Raw genomic sequence first — 19,196 nt, 5'->3', positions numbered from 1 at the left:
GCCCTCCTCCACTCACGAATGGCTCTTGACTACGAAGCAGTTCATTTCGCGACTCACCTCGTAGCAACGGATTCCCCTGCCGGGGAACATCTCCGATCGACGCCTCCGTTTCATCACTCCGCCGCCTCGTAGAGCGGGACCTTCACTATCGCGAAGATCCGGCGCTGCTCTCAGCTCGCAACGGGATCTCAGAACGCCTGATCAATTCGGCCTGGCGGTCGAACTTTGCCAGAGTTTTGGCGTAAACAACGGAGCACTCTCCGCCTGGAAGGCGGGGATCCCTTCACCGTTCGCTTCGGCTGATTTCGACGCACATCGCCCGGCACTTCGGGATCGACGCCAAATCGCGCGGCGCCTACTTGTCACCGAGCAAGGAATGCCGGGCCCATGTCTTGCGCGAGCGGATCGAGGCCCACCAGACCCCGGCAAGATGGACTGGAAGTTGACACCTATTCACATGTAGTTTAATCTGGGAGATGACTGACGGCGGAATTCCTACGTGGAGATAAGAGCCCGCCAAGGTATCCACCAAGAATTCCGAGTCCGCCCATGGCGCACGCCAAGGAAAATGAAATAGCTTCAGGCTTTGCGGGAGACGCCTTCCTTCTGCCTACCTCGAAGAAACACTCCGGATAGTCTGCCACGAATTGAAAATTCTCACCACGTTTCATATAAGCGCGAAGCCATTCGCCGGGCAAGGGGTCAATCTTTCGATCCCCGCAGCTTGGGACGATCCTCTCACTCTTGATCTTCTCGAGGCTCCTCGGTGAGGAGAAGCGGACGAAAATCCGACTGCCCGGAGGGATACCTTCTCCTTTCTCGACCCTCGAGACCTCGATCTCGGCGAGGTAAGCGTTCGCCTTCCCGGACCATTCATGGAACGCTGACAATCGGCCGACGACGATGTGCGACGAGGATGCTTCAAGTTTTGGGGAGGATTGAATGAGTATCCCTGCATCAAAACCCGCACGAGCTTGAAAAGGAGGGGCGGCCAGCACAACCCCAAGGACAAGCCTCGCGAACTTGAAATGAGGCATGGTCACGTCTCTGATCGAAGAATTCCGTCCCGAAACCTCGCCGCTCGGTTCGAGCCTAGCGTATCCGACATCTGTCGTATAGCCCGGTTCTTGTGATTCAAGGGGAGTCGAGGAGACGGCTATTCCGACAGGCTGAAGCCATCCGTACCAGAGCATCGCAATGCCCGGCGACGCGAAAGGTCGAGGAACAAGGGATGGCACTACACTACGAACCAGCCACGCAAGTGTCATGCTCCTCGCGCACCGTCCGGAGAGTTCCAGGGGTCTAGAAACCGCCTGGTGTCGCGTTGTCTGTCTCACGAAACCTCAACGACTTGGATCCGTACAATCAGCCGCGAACTCGGAGCGGTAGCGACTTGCCAGACCTCTCAGGGTCGCCACCCGCCTCCCCGGAAAGAGTCGTCAGGGATGATGAAGTGGAATTTAGGAGAAAGCATTCTCGAGAAACTAAGGGCCGAGGTTATCGTCGATGTAGTCGCGATTGATTCCCGACGCGGCGGAGCCTGTCGGCAGGTCGAACACTCGGGGCGGGGTTCCCCGGGCGCGAGGACCGGACCGGGCGAGATCGATCGGGAGTCGGCTCTTCATTTCAAATGCGGCTGAAGGAGGACGTCGGATGCGCAGACCGATCTCTCTGGCGATCGTCACCGTGGCCGGCACTTTGCCGGTCGGCTTGCTTGCGATCGGCTTGGACGCCGGGGCGCCTCGCGCCAAGGCGCAGACGGCAGCCACACAAACGAACGCGCCGGCGTTGCTCGAATCGCCGAAAGTGGCCGACGTGGTCGACGCCACGAATGCGTTCCTGGCGACGCTGTCTGAGAAGGAGCGTGCGGTCGCGGAGATCGAGCTCACGCCGCAACTCGCCGTCCGGTGGACGAACTTCCCCGGGGGTTCGAATGTACGCAACGGCGTGTTCTTCCGTGACCTCAAGCCCGCGCAGGTCACGGCGGCGATGAACGTCGCCAAGACCGCCCTCGGTGAGGAAGGTTTCGCTCGGTATCAAGAGGTCCGGGCCGCGGACGACGTCTTCGCGAAAGGGCGGGGAGGTCGCGGGCCGGGCGGGCCGGCCCAGAAGAAGGACGGTCGGGGTGGGCCGTTCCAGAAGAAGGACGACCGAGGAGGACCGGCCCAGAAGAAGGGAGGAGGATTCGGCGGCGGAGGAGCCATGTTCGGTTCGGCGAATTATATGATCGCGTGCCTTGGCAAGCCGTCGAAGACGTCGCCATGGATCCTGCAACTGGGCGGTCATCACCTCGCGATTAACATTTACTACAAGGGAACCACCGGTGCCGCGACGCCCTACCACGTCGCCGCACAGCCGACGGTCTGGAAGGACGAACAGGGCAAGACGCACGACCCGCTCGCCCCGATGCGCGACTCGCTGCACGGACTGCTCGTCTCGCTCACCCCGGAGCAGTCGAGCCAGGCCAAGCTCGAGGCCCGTTTCAACGACGTGTACGTCGGCCCCGGCAAGGATGGACAGTTCCCGACCAAGAGCGAAGGGGTCCCAGTTTCGACGCTCTCCGATGCCTCCAAGGCGTTCGTCAAGAAGGCGATCGCGGCCTGGACGGGCGACACTCCCCAGGGTCTCGCCTACCTCAAGCTGTACGAGGCCGAGTTCGACAAGATCAAGGTGGCTTACTCGGGGTCCACGGACGTGGGCGAGCGAGGCGATTACGTTCGGCTCGACGGCCCTCGTGTCTGGATCGAATTCGCCACGCAAGGCAGCGACCATTACCACACCATCTGGCGCGACCGCCTGACGGACTATGGTGCCGAATTCTCGTTCTGACGCTCACGCTCCGGGAGAACCGCGACATCTCGATCCGCGCTCACCCGTTTGCAGCGTTTCAACCGGTTTGGTTGATGAGCGAGTTGCGGAGACCTGATTTGGACCCCGTGCGTTCGCAAGTTCGTGCCTTACCGCGTCCCCGTTGGCACGAAGTTGGGGACGCACGGGGCTCTTCGGTTTTCGAATCACCGCGGTTCGGGATGACCGCCAAAGCGCTCCACGTCAAGTCCGCCATGTCCCACTCGAGCGATTCGCCCCTCATTTCGAGCCCGTGATCTCGGTGAGTAGCCAGGGGACGTCTCGCGAGTTGCCCCTCCAGGCGTCGCCGCTCGTGAGAAACGGGGAGAAGCCTTCGACGAGGATGGTCGAGAGGCCGTCGGCCCATGAGAGGTCAAAGAGCGCCGTCACGAATCGATCGGCCGGATTATCATCCGAGACGACACCCTCGGACGGCCTGTGAGCCTGCGCCCGTTGCGCGGAGTCCCGAAGGACGACCGAAGTGGGCGGAGCACCGTCGGCCGAGGCACGATGCACGTCGGCGATGTGCCCGATCTGTGGGTCGAGGTTGCCGTCGACCGCGAACCGCTCGGGAGCGATGAGGGGACGGATCACGGTTTCGACCTTGCCGACACTGAACGCTCGGTGGAGGAAATCTCCGTCGAGGGCGTTGCTGATCGACGCCATGATCATCGCCTGGTCGAGGACGAGGAGACTGTCGGAGACTTGCCCGGAGACCACGTCGACCGCGTCATAGAATCCGTACGAGCCATAGACCGGGAAGTGGGTCGACAGGGCCCGAAGGTTGGCCATCGCCTCTCGAGGCAAGAAGGCAAGGGCGAGGAAGGTCGCGTGCGGGGTCACGACCGTCTCTCGGCCCCTGGCCGACGGACGGACTCGCGAGCCGATTTCCGCAACGCCATAGGCACGGTATCCCCCGGCGGGGTCGGCCGAGGCCGAGATCCCCCAGTAGCCGAGGCGTGCGTCGGTGAGGCCGTATTCCATCTGGGCGGAGGCGTAGAGGGTGTGGTTGAGGCCCCAACTCGTCGGGGCCCACTCCGACTCGGGGACGAACAGCGGGACCATGAGCGCCTCGAACATCGTCCCTTCCCAACTCGGAACGAGCCTAATCCCTCGGTAGGTACGTGAACGTTCGGCAACCTCCACACCCTGGTAGACGGCCGGGTGAACCGAGATCGCGGTCGAGGTCGAGCCTTCGGGGAAAGCTCGGGCCATTCGGAAATAGTGGTCCGCGGGGAGTTGGCCTCGGGCAATTCCGACGTAGCTGGCGATCCGAGTCTCGGCGTTCAACGTCCCGTAATGGAACCCCGTGAAGTGCTTGTCGTCGGTCCAGTAGCCGCCGTAAAGGAGGCCCGGATGGGCGACCGGGTTCGCGGGGTCGTATGGGTCGTAGAAGAACGCGAAGTCCATGGGTTCGAGGATGGCGTCGGCTTGCGGCTTCAAGTCGGGGCGGACGTTGCCCACGAGCATCAAGGCAACAGCCAGCCAGCCGTTGTCGACCGATGAGAGGAACGGGCGGATCGCACCGCCGCTCGGCCAGGCGAGAGCCCTTGCGCCGCTGGCGGGTTCATACCAGTTGTAGAAGAACCCATGGGAACGTTCGAGCCGGACCAGGGTGCCGAGGACCCCACTGATCCGACGGCCGGATTCCTCGTGAGAGATCAGATTGAGCCGCTCGGCGGCCAAGGTGCTCCAGAGGTAGCCGGCGACGTTGGTGGGCGAGGTCAGCCCTTCGGCGACCCAACCGGCCTTCGTCTTCCGGAGCTGATCGGCCGGGAGGCTACCGGCCGCGGCGACGGCCTCGATCGAGCGCCAGGTGTCCCTCGCATAACTCGCGAGCAATTCCCGGTCTTCGGGCTTCAGGTCGATCGGGCTCGCCGAAGCGTTCGTCCCGACCAGAATTCCGAAGGCGATCGCGCCTACAAGTTTCCGCAGACCCATGGGAGGGCCTCCCCATCGCGGAGATAGGTTCCACGAGCCGACGCCTTCCCGCATTCGCGTCGGTTCTTGATCGGCGGTATTTCGAGATCCCACGACCCCTCGGTCACCGGAGGGTGAGCAGCCCCCCGGCGACATATACACCTGATACGTTTTCCGTCGCCGGTCGGTTCACAGCGGATCCGGACGCGGCGCCCTGCATGACCCTACTTGGGTTATCGAACATTCGGATGATCTTTGATAAGTCCGGGATCGATTCCTCGAAAACCTCGGCCATAAACACTCGATCGTCTGGACGTAAGCCAGGCCAGGATCAAGCATTTCGGCAAGACCTGCTCCGAACAGAGCGGTGTTCCCGTCGCGCGAGATCGACGTATTGTGAGGGCGGGAATCCCCTTGCCGCCACGCATCGAACAAACAGGAACCTCTGATCTGGCAAGGCAGGTCACCAGGACGGCTCCGTAACCACAAATCGAGTTGGCGACCCAAACCGGGACCTGTTGAATGAATAGCTCGCGCGGGACTCCACGACGCGAGTCCGATCCTCTGGATTTTCGTCACAGTCAATAGAACCGGAAGACACGAGCCGATTTATTTTCCCCAAAATTCCCAAATCTCTTTCCACAGTCGAATCCATAACTTAGAATAAAGATTGAAGGTTCGTTTGCGATTGAGCCGAAGGGCACGCTAATGTTCAGCGAAATTCGACTTCTTGAGGTTGCATTCGCGTTTGGCTTGTTTCTCGTGATGATGAGTCTCGTGATCTCAACTGTGGCTCATGCGAATATGGCGGTAAAAGGCGGTCAGGAGTGCAAGATCGGGACGACCGTGCTCGCCGCCTCGATCGCGTTGGTGATCATGCGGGAGGCGTTTGCCAACCCTTGGTTTGCGATCCTTTCGCACATCTCGATCGCCGCCGGCACGATCATCTTCTGCCGGGGGGTCCGGTCCTTTCGAGGGAGGGCCCCGCACAACCCGATCGCGATCGGACTCGGAGCGGGTGTTTCCCTGCTCGCTTGCGCGTATTCCACGTTCGTGGTGGAGAGCCTTACGGGCCGCATCGCGGCCATTTCGCCGTTCCTCTCGGTGTTGATATTAGACGCGGCCGCGACGATGGCCAGGGGCGTCGCCCCGGAAGACCGCCCCGCGTACTGGAGCACCGCCCTTGCCTTCGGACTCGACGGCATCCTCCTGGCGATCCGCTCGGTCGAGGCCCAGGTGACCGACCTCGGAACGAGCTATGGGATGTCGAGTCCGCTCGAGGTCGCGAACGTCTTGGCGCTGAGCATCATGACGGCCTTCTCGATTCTGGGGATGCTCATCTCGTTGAATCACGCCTCTCGGCGACGACTCGAAGCACTCGCGCTGATGGATCCCCTGACGACCCTGCCGAATCGACGTCACTTCGACCGCCGATATGAAGAGGCCCTGCGAAAGATCCATCAGAGGCCGAGCCGGCTCGCCCTCGTTTATATGGACCTCAACGGCTTCAAGGGCATCAACGATCGGCTCGGCCACAAGGCGGGGGACGAGGCGCTTCGAGTCGTGGCGGCACGACTCTCCGGCGCAGTGCGTCAGTCCGATTGCCTGGTCAGGCTGGCCGGGGACGAGTTCGCCCTGCTCCTCGAGGACATCCGATCTCGCGATGAGGTGGTCCGGCTCATCGATCGGATCCGGGAAGAGGTCGAACAGGAAGCCTTTCTCGGCGGAGAGAGTGTCCGCCTCGCGATCAGCTGCGGGTTCGCCGTCTACCCCGAGGATGTCGACGACGTCTCGCTCCTCATGCACCAGGCCGATCAGGCGATGTATGCCGACAAGCGGCTCGTCGCGTTGAGTCGGACCGGTTGACGGGTTGCCCGAAACTCGACCATAGCCCATCAACCGCGGTCTCGAGGCGGTTCTCGTTCGGATTTGCGTCATCCCCGCCGGTTCCCTCGCGGAACCGGCGGGACGACGTTCGTCCTCAGCGGCCATCCATCTCGCCGGGGAGGCCATGCCGGAGTCTCGGCGCCTCGGTCGCTTCTCGGGCGAGATGCTTGGGCCGAGGGGGGACCGGCGTCGGCTCGGGAGTCGACGAGACCAAGCGGACCAGTGGGGTCGGGCGGGCCAGCATGACGTCCAGGCGCTCGGCGAGCCCGAGGATCTCACGGCTGAACTCGTCGCGGCAGAGCATCTCCTCGGTGAAGTTCAAGACCCCGAAGTACACCTGAACGAAGAGGTCGATGCTGTTCACGTTCAGGGTGTCGATGTGGATCTCGATCTTGTCGGGGCGGAACCGAGAGTGGTTGGTGGCAAAGGCCCGGAGCCCGTCCCGCATCGCCGTCACTTTTTCGACCGGCGTGCCGTGGGCGAGCGAGACCGTGCAGCGATAGCGTCGGCAGGCCCGCGCGCCTCGGTTGTCGATCAGGGCGGCGGCCATCACCGAGTTGGGGATCGTGAGGAGAGAATCCTCGAACGTACGCAGCCGGGTCGAACGGAAGCCGACCCGCTCGACAATACCTTCAACCCCCTGGACCGCGATGTGTTCCCCGATGCGGAACGGGTGTTCACCGATAAGCAGGAGGGTGCCGAAGAAGTTCTTGAGCGTATCCTGGGCCGCAAGCGACGCGGCCAGGCCAACCAAGCCGAGTCCCGCGAGGAGTTGGGTGAGCGTCTCCCGGCTGCCGAGCAGGTAGACCACCGACGAACCGGCAACGACCATGGCAGCCAGCTTCAAGCCATTGGCAGCCGTCGGGACGATCATGTCGCTCAGGCTTCGCCGGTCGTGCAGGCGATCGCTGCGCGCGTAGAGGACCATCACGAGATCGACGAGGCGGAGCGCCGACCAACCCAGGAGCCCAATCCAGACGATTTTCACCGCGGGGAATGTAATGCCCACGACGCCCACGGGTAGGTCGAGCATCCGGATCGTTTGGTGGAGGCAGAGCAGGCCGAGTTGAAGCGAGAGCGGCAAGACCTTCGACGTGACCAGGGCGCGGTCGAGGTCCAGTCCCAACCAGTGCAAGCCGAGGCAGGTCGCCCACGCGATGAGTCGCAACCCCAGCCAAGAAGCCGCCCCGCAGGTCAGGAACGCGATCGCGAAGCCGATCCACTGGTAGAGGTCGAGGCCAAGCGCCGGGCTCAACAGCGACGCGGGCAGCCGGCCGCGAAGCCAGAGCGCCGGGACCAGTCGAACGCTTGGGACGGCCCTCACTTTGTCCTTGGACAGGTCGGACGCGAGCGGGCGATCGCGAGCCTCGAGGAACATCGCCTCGACCCGTGCGACGGTCTCGCGCGAGAATTGCCAGTCGCCCCGGCGAGGCTCCTCCGACCTCCTCACCAGGTCGATCCGGCCCAGGGGACCGCGATAGTAGTAATAACGGGGACCGTCGGGGTCGGACGGGAGTTCCTCGACCGCGACCCGACCGATCCGGTCGAGGACGAACTTGAGCTTGTACGCCAGCAGCGGCCCGAGCTCGGCGCTGGCGCTGTGGGGGATGTCTTCGAGGTCGAGGCAGCGGGCCGCCATCTCGAGGTCGCCGGCATCAGACGCGTGCAGCAGCGTCCGCATGGTCTGCTGCGCCGAGTGGAAGTTCGACCGGTGTTCGCGGGCCGTCTTCTCATCGGGGGTGAGCCTCTCGAACAGGTCGGGCACCTTGGAGACGGTGTCGCGGTCGAACCGCCAGACGCCGTCCTTGCCTCGTGCCAGCGTCACCTGCCAGTCGCTGTCGCGGCCAAGGACCACCGTGTCGGCCTCCCACGTGTCCGCGACCGTCATCAGGTCGATGCGTGACCGTAGCAAGACCGCCTCGAGCTTCGCAGCCAGCCGGAGGCCCACCGTCTGGCGGTTCTCCTCGGACAGCGAGTTGAGGTCGAGGCACGCGAGCAGGTCCTTCGCTCGATCGCTGTCGAACTCGAGGTCGTCCATCGCCTCGAAGAACGTCCGCAGGACCTTTCGAGGCGAACTCAACGCGAGCGGGACCCCGAGCGGAGGCGCGACCTTCGCGTTGCGGCCGGCGGCGAGCACTTCCTCGCCGATCACGAGGCCGATCGTGGCGTAACGTGGGTCGGCTGGCCGGTCGCGGAACCCTTCGACCAGGGCGTCGAGGTTGCGTAAGCTCCCTCGGGTGAACAGCCACGCATCCTGCCCTTCGGGCAGACGAACTCGCTCCATCATGACCCGTCCGCGATGGTTCGAGTGCCAGACGTACCGGTAGCCGTCGGGATCGTTGGGGATTTCCTGGGAGAAGACGAACCCGCAGCGCTGGATCACGAACGCCAGCTTCCTGGCCATCTGTGCGCCTTCCGAAGCGCGGAGCTTAGAGGGGATATCGCGGAGGTCCAGGCACCGCGCGGCCATCGCGAAGTCATGCCGGCCCATGGCCGCCCCCATGAACGATCGCATCGTGGCCGCCGGGTCCGTCCGCCCCTCGGCCATCTTGGATCGGGCTTCGTCGAACTGGTGCTGGCTAGCTGTGGATAACTTCCGCATCCTCCCGATCTGTCCGACGGTCTTCGCGTCGAATCGCCAGCGGCCATCAGCCTGGCGTTCCAGCGCGATCGGCAGGTTGCCCACCTCGTCCAGCACAACACGTTCGCCTTCGGCACGGTCGGGGACGGAGTAGAGTGGGATACTCTGGCGGTTCAGGATGAAATCGAGTTGGTGGGCAAGCAAGGCGGCGTCACGTTCCTGAATCTCGGGGGCCAGCGAGTCGAGCGTCAAGCAGTCGATCGCGTTAACGATCAGACCAGGCGAACGGTCATAGCTCGTAATCGCAAAGTAGAACGTCTCGAGGGTATTACGAGGCGTCGAGCGATCGTTCCATCGCGCCGCTTCGTTAGGCTGCGGGTAGCTAAAGGGCCGAGGCGCGGGGGTTTCGGCGGGTTTGGGCGTCTGGGCTCGGGCGGATAGGGAGATCAGAGCGAGGCCGATGAACGCGATCGACCGCTGGAAGTTCCGCATGGGTGGCCTCCTGCCTTGCGATCCGGAATGGCGTGGGGGGTATCGGTCTTATTCCCCGTCGCTACGCGAGCGCGGAGTTGCCTCGTGCGGGGGGCATGAGGATACCCAGTCCGCCTATGAGATCAAGGTGAATTGGGAAAAGCATGTCGCGATCGAATCGAACGCGCGACTGCGATCCATCGCACGTCTGGAGAAGAGGCGATCGACCGTCGCTCGTATTCCGTAGGGTGGGGACCGCCCGCGGACAATCCGGAAGACCCCGTGGGCAGCGCCCCCTACATGAATCGAGAACCGAGGCGGGCCCGACATGGGGTCGGTGCCCGCCCTGAAGCCGCGTAATTCATGGGCGGCTCCATCCCCTCTATCGGAGCGAGGCGGGGGCGAATGCCGGCGTAGAAGTCGGAGCAGGAGCCGAGACAACGGGGGACGTCGGCCGGATGACGCCTCGGACAAGGTTGCCGCTCCGGCTCGATGTCAACAAAAGGGCATGCGTCCGATCCAACGGCCAGTATCCTTCCAGCTCATCGTGGGGGGTGAAGGTGACGATCGCCGAGCGAACCCCTGGGCCGCCGACCCGGCCGTCGTCGACGGCTCGGGCGAGGTCCACGGTCTCGAGCCGCCAGCCTCGCCCTTCGATCACGTTCTGGACGCAGGTCAGCCGACCCGTTTCGACGTCCCAATGAAGGTTTTGATTCCAGGGTCCCGAGAGGATCTGGTGGACGATGACGCCCGGGGCACTCGAGCGAAGGGACTTGAAGAGGGCTTCGGGGTCGTAGAGCCGGATCTCGGGATGGATGTCGCCGTAGTCGGCGGTGGCGATCAAGCGCTGGCCTCGGACCGTCACGAAGGTGGGGCGGCAGCCATTGATGGCAGCGTCGTCGTCGATAACGTCCAGGACGGCGTGATCGAGGTTGCCGTCGGCCCAGGCTCGTTCCCAGTCGAGGCGATGAATCTTCGCCTTCTTTTGGAACGTATCGCCGAGGAGGGTCCCCCACCGATCATCCCAGGTCAGGCCGGTCGGGTGGGTCATGAGGGGCTTCGCGTCCCGCTTGAGCCAGACGACGCGACCGGTCGGGGCCAGGTCCAGGGAGTACTCGCGGATGACACCGACCCGAGGATTCGCGGAATGGACGTCGCCGTAGGCATAGATCTTGTCGCCCCGGATCGCGATCCCCTGCGCGGCCCCGAGCCCCTCGACGGTCATGGCCGTAGCCTCGTCGACGACGGCGTCGGCGGTCCAGGTCCCGTCCGGGGGAGGTTGTTGCGCGAACGTCGGGGCCGCGAGGAGGCAAACGCTCGCGAGCAGGATCGAGGTGAGGACGACCCGTTCGTTCATCAACCCACGTCGCCGAAACCAACCCATCAGAGTGCTCCTCTACGTTGAGATCGGTCGGCCGGGAGGACGTCGGGGGGGGCACTCGCCGGCCCGCTCGATCATCGAACGAGGGAGAGCAAGGCGAATGAACATCTCGTGAGGATTTCGAGTATCCCCGTGCGCCGAGTAGACGAGGCCGAGTCCTCGGCGATATCGTCGAGCGGATCGACGCCTCGGGGACTCGAACAGGAGAAGGGTTATGCGTCTCGTGTTGGTCTGCGGCCTCGTCCTCGGCGCCCTGGCGCCTCGCCCGCTGTTCGGCCAGGAAGGCGCACCTCGAGTGAGACTCGCGACCTTCAATGCCTCGCTGAACCGCGACTCGGCCGGCGCCCTGATCCGGGACCTCTCAACGCCGGAGAATCCGCAGGCCGGGAACGTCGCGGAGATCATCCAGAGGGTTGCTCCGGACATCCTTCTGATCAACGAGTTCGACTATGATCCCGAAGGCCGGGCGTCGGCTCTCTTCCAGGAGAACTACCTCGCCGAGGGACAGAACGGCGCCCCTCCGATCTCCTACGAGTTCCGCTTCTCCGCGCCGGTCAACACCGGCGTCTCGAGCGGCGTCGACCTGGACAACGACGGTAAGGTCGCCAAGACTCCCGGTTCTCGAGGCTATGGCAATGACTCGTTCGGCTTCGGGCAGTTCCCCGGCCAGTACGGGATGGTGCTCTACTCGAAGTTCCCGATCGATCGGGACGCGATCCGCCAGTTCCAGGGGCTCCGCTGGGAAGACATGCCGGGGGCCTTGCTGCCGACGAAGTCCGACGGTTCCCCGTGGTACTCGTCGGAGGCCTTGAAGGTCTTCCGGCTGTCATCCAAGAACCACTGGGACGTGCCGATTCGAGTCGAAGGGAAGACGATCCACGTCCTGGCGAGCCACCCGACTCCGCCGGCCTTCGACGGGCCCGAGGATCGAAACGGGCGCCGGAACCACGACGAGATCCGGATCTGGGCCGATTACCTCTCGGGAGGAAAGGCGGCCGAGTACCTCGCCAAGCCCTCGTCAGGCAGCCTGACGCCGCCCGAGAGCTTCGTGATCATGGGCGACCTCAACTCCGACCCGAACGACGGCGGGAGTGTCCCCGGCGCGATCCAGCAACTCCTCCGCCACTCTCGGGTCGACGCGTCGTTCACGCCGACGAGCGACGGTGCCGCCGAGGCTTCGGCCCGACAGGGGAAGGCCAACACCCGCCATCGTGGAGTCGCGAGGGAGGACACGGCCGATTTCTCCGACGAGTCGGTCGGGAACCTTCGGGCCGACTACGTCCTTCCCTCGAAGGACCTTGTGGTCGTCTCCGGCGGCGTCTTCTGGCCCGTCGAGACCGACCCGCTCCATCGGCTCGTGCGGATGTCCCCGGTCGCGAGCTCGGATCATCGCCTCGTTTATCTAGACATCCGAGTCTCAGGTCAGTAATGACCGCGAGTCACCTTAAGCCGACCACCCCGCCTCGGATTGAGGCGGGGTGGGAATTCGAGGTGGCGTTGGGGGAGGACGCGATTCATCCATCGGACGCGACAGCCGGCGTGCGAACCGCTGGCCTCGGTGCCAAAACTCCCCCAACATGAGGCACGCCTTCGTTGGCGTTAGAATGCCAAGAACACTCTCCGCCCACAAGGCCCTAACCATCGTGCTAGGCCAAGTCGGTATATCTGGGCCGAGTGCGACCCCGAGTAACGGCCGAAAGACTCGCCGCATCCTGCTTTCAGTGATCGACTACGGGGCCGACTCCACGCCGGAACGCCGTCGACGCCACTCCGGTAAATCCAAAATATGGAGCGAGCCGTCGTCGCGGAGTTCCATGCCGGTGGAGACCTGGAGCGAGCGTTCGACCTCGGCGAGGGGCGTGTCCAGCATCGTGGGGACCTTCCAGAGATGCGCGGTGTTCTCCTGGCCGCCCGTGATCACGGTGCGATCGTCGGGGCTGAAGGCGACGAACCAGACCTGATTCTCGTGACGGAATGCAGGGCCGATCGGGGTCCCGGTGGCCTTGTCCCAGAGCTGCGCGGTCCGGTCGTAGCTGCCGGTCAGCACGGAGCGCCCGTCTCGACTGATCGCAAGGGCCCGGAGCAGTCCTTCGTGTCGCAGCGGAGGAGTGATCGACACTCCCCGGTTCGCATCCCATAGTCGCGCGACGCGGTCCCAACCGCCGGTGATCAAGGTGCGTCCGTCGGCGCTGAAGGTGGCGACAGAAACAGGCCCATCGTGCTGGAACGGCGGCAGGCGAAGGATCCCCGTCGCCGAATCCCAGAGTCGAGCCCGCATGTCGTCGCTCCCGGTGACCACGGTCCGGCCGTCGGGGCTGAACGCCACGGCCATGACCGCACCTTCGTGGCGGAGCGGCGGCAGGCGTAAGCTCCCGGTGGCCGTCTCCCAAAGCCTGGCCGTCTTGTCGTCGCTCCCCGTGACCATGAACCGACCGTCGGGGCTGAACGCCACGGAACGGACCCAACCCTCGTGGCGGAGTGGAGCGCCGATCGGCTCGCAGGTCGAGGCGTTCCAGAGCCTTGCCGTGTGATCGCTGGCGCCCGTCAGGACGACGTCGCCCTTCGGACTGAACGCGACGGCCCTGACCTGCCCTTCGTGGCGAAGCGCGGGACCGCGTGGCTCCCCCGTCGAAGCGTCCCAAAGCCTCGCTGTCTTGTCGAAGCTCCCGGTCAGGACCATCCGGCCGTCCGGGCTGAACGCAATCGCCTCGACGGCGTCCTCGTGAGTCAGGGGCTTTCCGATCGACTCTCCGGTGGCGGCGTTCCAGAGTCGGGCGGTGTGGTCCTGGCTCGCGGTCAGGATGGTGGTGCCGTCGGGGCTGAAGATCACGGCCCGGATGAAACCTCGATGCGCGAAGGAGCGGCCCGACGTCCTCGCGATCTCATAGATGAGTGCCGTCTTGTCGAATCCCGCCGTCAGGACGGTCCGACCTTCGGGGCCGAACGCGACCGTCGAGACGGTATGCTGATGGCGAAGGGTCGGGCCGATCGGGAGGCCGGTGCTCGCGTTCCAGAGCCGGGCGATCCCGTCGAACGCACCGGTCAGGAGCGTCTTCCCGTCGGGGCTGAACGCCACGGCATGGACGCAGTGCTGGTGCCACAACGGGCGTCCGACGGGCGAGCCGGTCGCGGTGTCCCACATCCGGGCGCTCCGGTCGTAGCACCCCGTGATCACCGTCCGGCCGTCGGGGCTGTAGCCGACGGACGAGATCCAATCCGGGTGCCGCAGCGGTTGGCCGAGAGGCGCTCCGGACCTGGCATCCCAGAGCCTCGCGGTCTTGTCCCAGCTCCCCGTCAGGACGGAGCGGCCGTCCGGGCTGAACGCGACCGAATCGACCAGGTCGTCGTGCGACATCGTTGCGCCGACGGGGCGGCCATCCGCGGCATCCCAAAGCCTGGCGGTCCCGTCGACGCTGCCCGTCAGCACGGTGCGGCCGTCAGGGCTGAACGCGACGCCAAGGACGGGCTTCTGGTGGACGAAGTCCGGCCCCACCCTCGCGCCGGTCGCAACGTCCCAGATCCGGGCGATGTTGTCGTCGCAGCCGGTGATCAGAGTCCGGCCGTCGGGGCTATAAGCGAGTGCCCCGACCTTCGCCGGGTGAGAGATCGGCGCACCGCTGGACTCGCCCGACTCGGCGGAGCGGAATCGGACCGACCGATCGTCGCCACCGATCGCGATCGTCCGTCCGTCGGGGCTATAGGCCACCGCATGGATGGCGCTCGGGGTCTCGCAACGGACCCGGAGCGGATGGATCCGAGGCCACCAGGCCGAGAGGTTGACCCGGATCGCCCGCTCGAGGTCGGCGTCGCGCGCGAGGCTCGCGCTCCGGAGCCCCCGGAGGAGCCAAAGCATGCCCTGCCCCACGTCCCCTTGCTCGCAGAGGGTATGCCCGCGTTCACAAGCGAGCCGAGAGTCCTGCCGATCGACCTCGCGTTGCCGAGAACGGACGTCGAGCAAGGCCGTCCCGAGCTGAGCGGCCGCCCGATAGTGGTAGACGGCGAGGCTGATCGTGAGGCCGATGGTGCACATGATCGCGACCACGGCCAGGCCGATCGCGATCGCCAGCGACGTCTTGCGGCGATACCAGCGCCAGACCCGGCCCGTTGCCGCGACCGGGCGGGCGATGACCGGCTCGAAGTCGAGGAATCGGTCGAGGTCCTCGGCCAGCGCCATCGCCGACCCATATCGCCGTTGCGGGCTCTTCTCGAGGCACTTGAGGCAGATCGCCTCGAGGTCGCGTGGGACCGTCGGCCGTAGCCGCGTCGGTGCGACGGGATCTTCGTTCAGCACCTGGAGGACGGTCTCCAGCGGTGTCCCGGAACGAAAGGGCGGCCGACCCGTCAGCATCTCGTAAAGGATCGCCCCCAGGCTGTAGACGTCGACAGCCGCCGTGACCCCGACGACCTTCCCGGCTCGGACTGTGGCGTCGCCGCTCGGCATCGCTTGCTCGGGCGCCATGTAGCTGGGCGTCCCCAGGAACTGGTCGGTGAGCGTCGGGAGCGCCGCGTCGTCATCCAGGCGTTTCGCGAGCCCGAAGTCCATGATCTTGGGGATCCCCGAGCCGGTCAGGAAGACGTTCGCCGGCTTGAGATCCCGATGGATGATGCCCAACTGGTGCGCCGCGTGGATCGCCCTGGCGAGGACCGCGACGAGCTCCGCGGAATGCCTCGCCGACTGGGGAACTCCGCCGATGTCGTCGGCCAGGCTCTTCCCATCCAGAAACTCGAGCGCGAGGTAAGGCCGCCCTTCGTGCTCGCCGATCTCGTGGATCTGGACGATGTTCGCATGCTGGAGCCGGGCGATCGCGTCGGCCTCTCGGCGAAATCGGTCGAGCTCTCTCGGGGTCGCGTTGGCCCCGGCGAGCACCATCTTGAGCGCAACGGGACGGCCGAGCCTTCGCTGCCGGGCCTTGAAAACGACCCCCATCCCGCCTCGGCCGAGCTCGTCCAGGAGCTCGTAACCTTCGGGAGCCGGTCGATCGCGCAGGAGGGTCGCTTCACCTTCCCCGGGAGGAGAGCCGACCTGGGCATGCCGTCGGATCCCGGCCGAGACCTCGAGGGGGAGTTCTTGCTTGAGCTCGTGAAGAAATACTTGATCGACGTCGACAGGCGCCGTGGCGACTCCGGACGCCGCGAGTTGGGAATCGGGGCGGAAGTCCGACGCCGTCAGGCGTTCGAGCGACTGTTGGCACTGGGCACAACGCTCGACATGATCCCCGATGGACGTATCCTGGGCCTCTCCGAGTTGATCGGCCAGGAGTCTGCGGAGTTGATCGGGAGTCGGACAGGCCTGGATCATCGGGAGGAGTCTCCCCGTTCGTCGTCGTCAGGTCTGGGGATCAGGTCCCTCTAGGCGGGCGATCTCCTCGTGGAGCATCTTCTGCACCTTGCTCTTGGCCTTGAAGACGGTGGCGACCCTCATCTCGAGTCGTACCGCCACCTCCGCGCCGCTCAGGCCTTCGATCGCCGTGAGTCGAAAGGCTTCCCAGGTGTGGGGCTCGATCCGGAGTCGGACGCGGACCGTGGCTTCTTCCAAAAGCTCGAGGTCGAACTGTTCGTTGAGCCTCTCGACGAGGTCGTCGCGGGCCTCCAGGGACTCCAGCCAGTCCGCATCCGCACGACTGTCGCGACCGCTCGCCTGGAGGGCCGACTTGCGCCGGGTCACCAGGCTACTCCAGGTGTGGTGAGTGAGCGTCCGGAGCCAACCTCGGAAGCTGAGGTTCGGGTCGTAGGAAAACGTCCTCATCTTGACGCAAAGCGTGGCCAGGACCGCCTGCGTCACATCCTTCGCATCGGCATCCTGCAAGTTCCAACGGCGGCACCAACCCTGGATCTTGACCCCGTAGCGGTCGACGAATTCCCCCCAGGCCAGCTCGTCGGTCGGGTGCTGTCGTAACCTCCCCAGCAGGGTCGCGCTGGTCCGAACGTCGGGAGCGTCCCTCATGTGGTTAATACCCCTCGAGGCGTCGAGAGTTGACACGCCTACCGACGATTTTCGGAGGAACGCGCTTACGGCCGGACCGTCGACCCAGATCCACGACCGGTCAGCACGGTCATTCGAACGACCAGACCTCGGGCTCGACGGCTCGCGGACATCCCCATCGTAAGACCTCGCCCGACGACCGGCTAGCGCACACCGCCAAGGACTCGAGTCCGGGTCTCGGGCGGCTTCAACGGCGATGCTCCTCATAATCCTGCCTCCTCCTCGCCCCGAGCACTACCCGCTCGAACTCCTCTCGTTTTTTTCTCGTGCCGTGTAAATCCCTGTCAGGTTTCCTCGGCTCGATGCGTAAGACTTATCGCGGGGAATCATCCCTCACTTCGAAATCGGTCTCGGTCCGAAGGCGATCCAGTCCTAGGGCGTGCTCGTTGTCGAGGGCGGTGCGGCAGGTTCGAACTCTCGAGTCGAACCCGTCCCGTGATCCCTCGAAGGCTTCCGCGCGGGTCGGTGCGGGAGCGTCGTGGATCCGACAATCTTAGTGGTCCGACTGCGTGAACACGACGATTCGATGCAGGTCCATCGGTCCCGGATCGAGCCTCGCGTTCGTTCCCTGATCTCCTTCTCGGAGCCTCCACATGCGACAGGAACCCTCGGCGATCTCTCTCAGGGGAGTGATCACGTTTGTCATGTTCGGAGTCGTCATCCCGGTGTCCGGATGCGGAGGATCGGGGGAGTCTGCGTCTCGACCGGCCACTGAAGAGGCCGGGCGATTCAACAGCCTGCAAAAGCTCGGCGCGATGAATACCAAGGAGATCATCGCGGCGAAGAAGAAAGAGGCCCTGGCGCTCAGGCCCAAGAACAAGCCAAACTCGCATCGATGAGGCTCGATCCCCTGAATGGATTCGAACCCGCGCGACGACGCGTTTGCGATTGATCTTCCTCGAGTTCAACCTCGAGACCGCCCGAGCGACCCGACGAGCCAGGGACCCGGACTCCATTTGCCGCGACCTTATCGGGAGACGAATGAACATGACGCCATCCGCTCGACGTCTGCGTGGTTTCACGTTGATTGAATTGCTGGTCGTGATCGCGATCATCGCGGTGCTGATCGCGCTGCTACTCCCCGCGGTCCAGGCGGCCCGCGAAGCGGCCCGACGCGCCCAGTGCGTCAACAACCTGAAGCAGATCGGGATCGCACTCCACAACTACCACTCGACCAACGACACCTTCCCGCTCGGCCGGGCCTGCACCGGGCTCGGGGCCGGGAATACGGTCAACTGTGGAGTCTGGGACGGATTCAGCTCGCAGGCCCTCATCCTCGGGAGCATCGAGCAGGGGGCGATCTACAACAGTCTCAACTTCATGCAGAGCACCACCCAGCCGGCCAACTCGACGGGCTTGGTGGCGAAGATCAAGAGCTTCCTCTGCCCCTCCGACCCGAACGCCGGGAGTGGGTCGTTCTCGGGTTCGTGGAATGTCGACAACGACTTCTCCAACATCAACAGCTACAGCGCCTCGACGGGCACCACGTACGTCCCCGGCGACAACAGCCAGGGGGGAACGTCGAGCACCGGGCTCTTTGCTTACTCTTTTTGCTACGGCATCCGGGACTGCGTCGACGGGAGCTCGAACACGGTCGCCTTCGCCGAGAGCCTGACGGGCGCCCCGCCGTTTACACCGGTTCGCGGAAATGGCGTGGGAGGCTCGAATGGCAACCCGACATGGGGCAACCTCGGCAGCCCACCGGTCACCGACGCCAACAGTAACCCCGCGCAGGTCATGGCCAACCTCCAAGGTTGCAACACGGCCTGGCAGGGTGCCCAGGTCATCTTGAACACTCGTGGTTACGTCTGGGGACTCGGCAGCACCGGGTTCACGATGTTCAACACGATCGTGCCGCCGAACTCCAAGCAATACCCCTGGAACTCGTGCGCGTTCATCGGCTCCGGCAGCGGCGGCGTGCCCAGTTGGCCCAACGCGGCGAACGGGGCGAACTTCGCCAATGCCTCCAGCAGTCACCCCGGCGGAGCGAACACCCTCTTCGGTGACGGGAGCGTGCACTTCATCAAGGACTCCGTCGCCATGAACATCTGGTGGAGCCTCGGGACCCGCAATGGCGGCGAGGTGATCAGCTCCGATTCGTATTGAACGATCGGGCCGAAGCCAAG

General features: G+C 64.5%; 11 protein-coding genes. 5 read left to right on the top strand and 6 right to left on the bottom strand.

Annotated elements, in window-relative coordinates:
• Positions 1 to 464 precede the first annotated feature (464 nt).
• Positions 465 to 1,193 carry a hypothetical protein gene (locus ACYOEI_RS29510; protein ID WP_462853253.1) on the bottom strand — a complete coding sequence of 243 codons (729 nt, stop codon included), beginning with the start codon at positions 1,191 to 1,193 and terminating at the stop codon, positions 465 to 467.
• Positions 1,194 to 1,653: 460 nt separating this feature from the next.
• On the opposite strand from ACYOEI_RS29510, the gene ACYOEI_RS29505 reads away from it, so the two are divergent.
• Positions 1,654 to 2,829 (top strand): DUF3500 domain-containing protein, encoded by a 1,176-nt coding sequence (locus ACYOEI_RS29505; RefSeq protein WP_462853252.1) that lies wholly within the window; start codon positions 1,654 to 1,656, stop codon positions 2,827 to 2,829.
• A 258-nt stretch (positions 2,830 to 3,087) separates the two neighbouring features.
• Here ACYOEI_RS29505 and ACYOEI_RS29500 read toward each other — a convergent pair whose 3' ends face one another.
• Positions 3,088 to 4,788, bottom strand: a complete 1,701-nt coding sequence (locus ACYOEI_RS29500; protein WP_462853251.1) for a glucoamylase family protein — start codon at positions 4,786 to 4,788, stop codon at positions 3,088 to 3,090.
• A 783-nt stretch (positions 4,789 to 5,571) separates the two neighbouring features.
• On the opposite strand from ACYOEI_RS29500, the gene ACYOEI_RS29495 reads away from it, so the two are divergent.
• Entirely contained in the window at positions 5,572 to 6,633 is a 1,062-nt protein-coding gene (locus ACYOEI_RS29495; RefSeq protein WP_462853250.1) for a GGDEF domain-containing protein, read from the top strand.
• 115 nt (positions 6,634 to 6,748) lie between these two features.
• Here the strand turns inward: ACYOEI_RS29495 and ACYOEI_RS29490 are convergent, their stop codons facing one another.
• Positions 6,749 to 9,727 (bottom strand): mechanosensitive ion channel family protein, encoded by a 2,979-nt coding sequence (locus tag ACYOEI_RS29490; RefSeq protein WP_462853249.1) that lies wholly within the window; start codon positions 9,725 to 9,727, stop codon positions 6,749 to 6,751.
• Positions 9,728 to 10,088: 361 nt separating this feature from the next.
• On the bottom strand, positions 10,089 to 11,090 hold the full coding sequence (locus ACYOEI_RS29485) for a hypothetical protein (protein WP_462853248.1): 1,002 nt from the start codon (positions 11,088 to 11,090) through the stop codon (positions 10,089 to 10,091).
• 211 nt (positions 11,091 to 11,301) lie between these two features.
• Here ACYOEI_RS29485 and ACYOEI_RS29480 point away from each other — a divergent pair, with 211 nt between their 5' ends.
• Positions 11,302 to 12,516 (top strand): endonuclease/exonuclease/phosphatase family protein, encoded by a 1,215-nt coding sequence (locus ACYOEI_RS29480; RefSeq protein ID WP_462853247.1) that lies wholly within the window; start codon positions 11,302 to 11,304, stop codon positions 12,514 to 12,516.
• A 300-nt stretch (positions 12,517 to 12,816) separates the two neighbouring features.
• On the opposite strand, the gene ACYOEI_RS29475 is transcribed toward ACYOEI_RS29480, so the two are convergent.
• Together ACYOEI_RS29475 and ACYOEI_RS29470 are read right to left on the bottom strand one after the other, a co-directional pair.
• Complete coding sequence (locus ACYOEI_RS29475; RefSeq protein ID WP_462853246.1) at positions 12,817 to 16,386, bottom strand: WD40 repeat domain-containing serine/threonine protein kinase; 3,570 nt, start codon at positions 16,384 to 16,386, stop codon at positions 12,817 to 12,819.
• A 27-nt stretch (positions 16,387 to 16,413) separates the two neighbouring features.
• Positions 16,414 to 17,031, bottom strand: coding sequence for an RNA polymerase sigma factor (locus ACYOEI_RS29470; protein WP_462853245.1), 618 nt, complete (start codon positions 17,029 to 17,031; stop codon positions 16,414 to 16,416).
• 632 nt (positions 17,032 to 17,663) lie between these two features.
• Between ACYOEI_RS29470 and ACYOEI_RS29465 the strand changes: the two genes are divergently transcribed.
• Both ACYOEI_RS29465 and ACYOEI_RS29460 read left to right on the top strand, forming a co-directional pair.
• Positions 17,664 to 17,909, top strand: coding sequence for a hypothetical protein (locus ACYOEI_RS29465; protein WP_462853244.1), 246 nt, complete (start codon positions 17,664 to 17,666; stop codon positions 17,907 to 17,909).
• Positions 17,910 to 18,057: 148 nt separating this feature from the next.
• Positions 18,058 to 19,176 (top strand): DUF1559 family PulG-like putative transporter, encoded by a 1,119-nt coding sequence (locus tag ACYOEI_RS29460; protein ID WP_462853243.1) that lies wholly within the window; start codon positions 18,058 to 18,060, stop codon positions 19,174 to 19,176.
• The last annotated feature ends 20 nt before the right edge of the window (positions 19,177 to 19,196 follow it).

The organism is Singulisphaera rosea (assembly GCF_054877945.1).
Note: the sequence above shows the minus strand (reverse complement) of the source record. Positions and strands in the feature narration are given on the sequence as shown.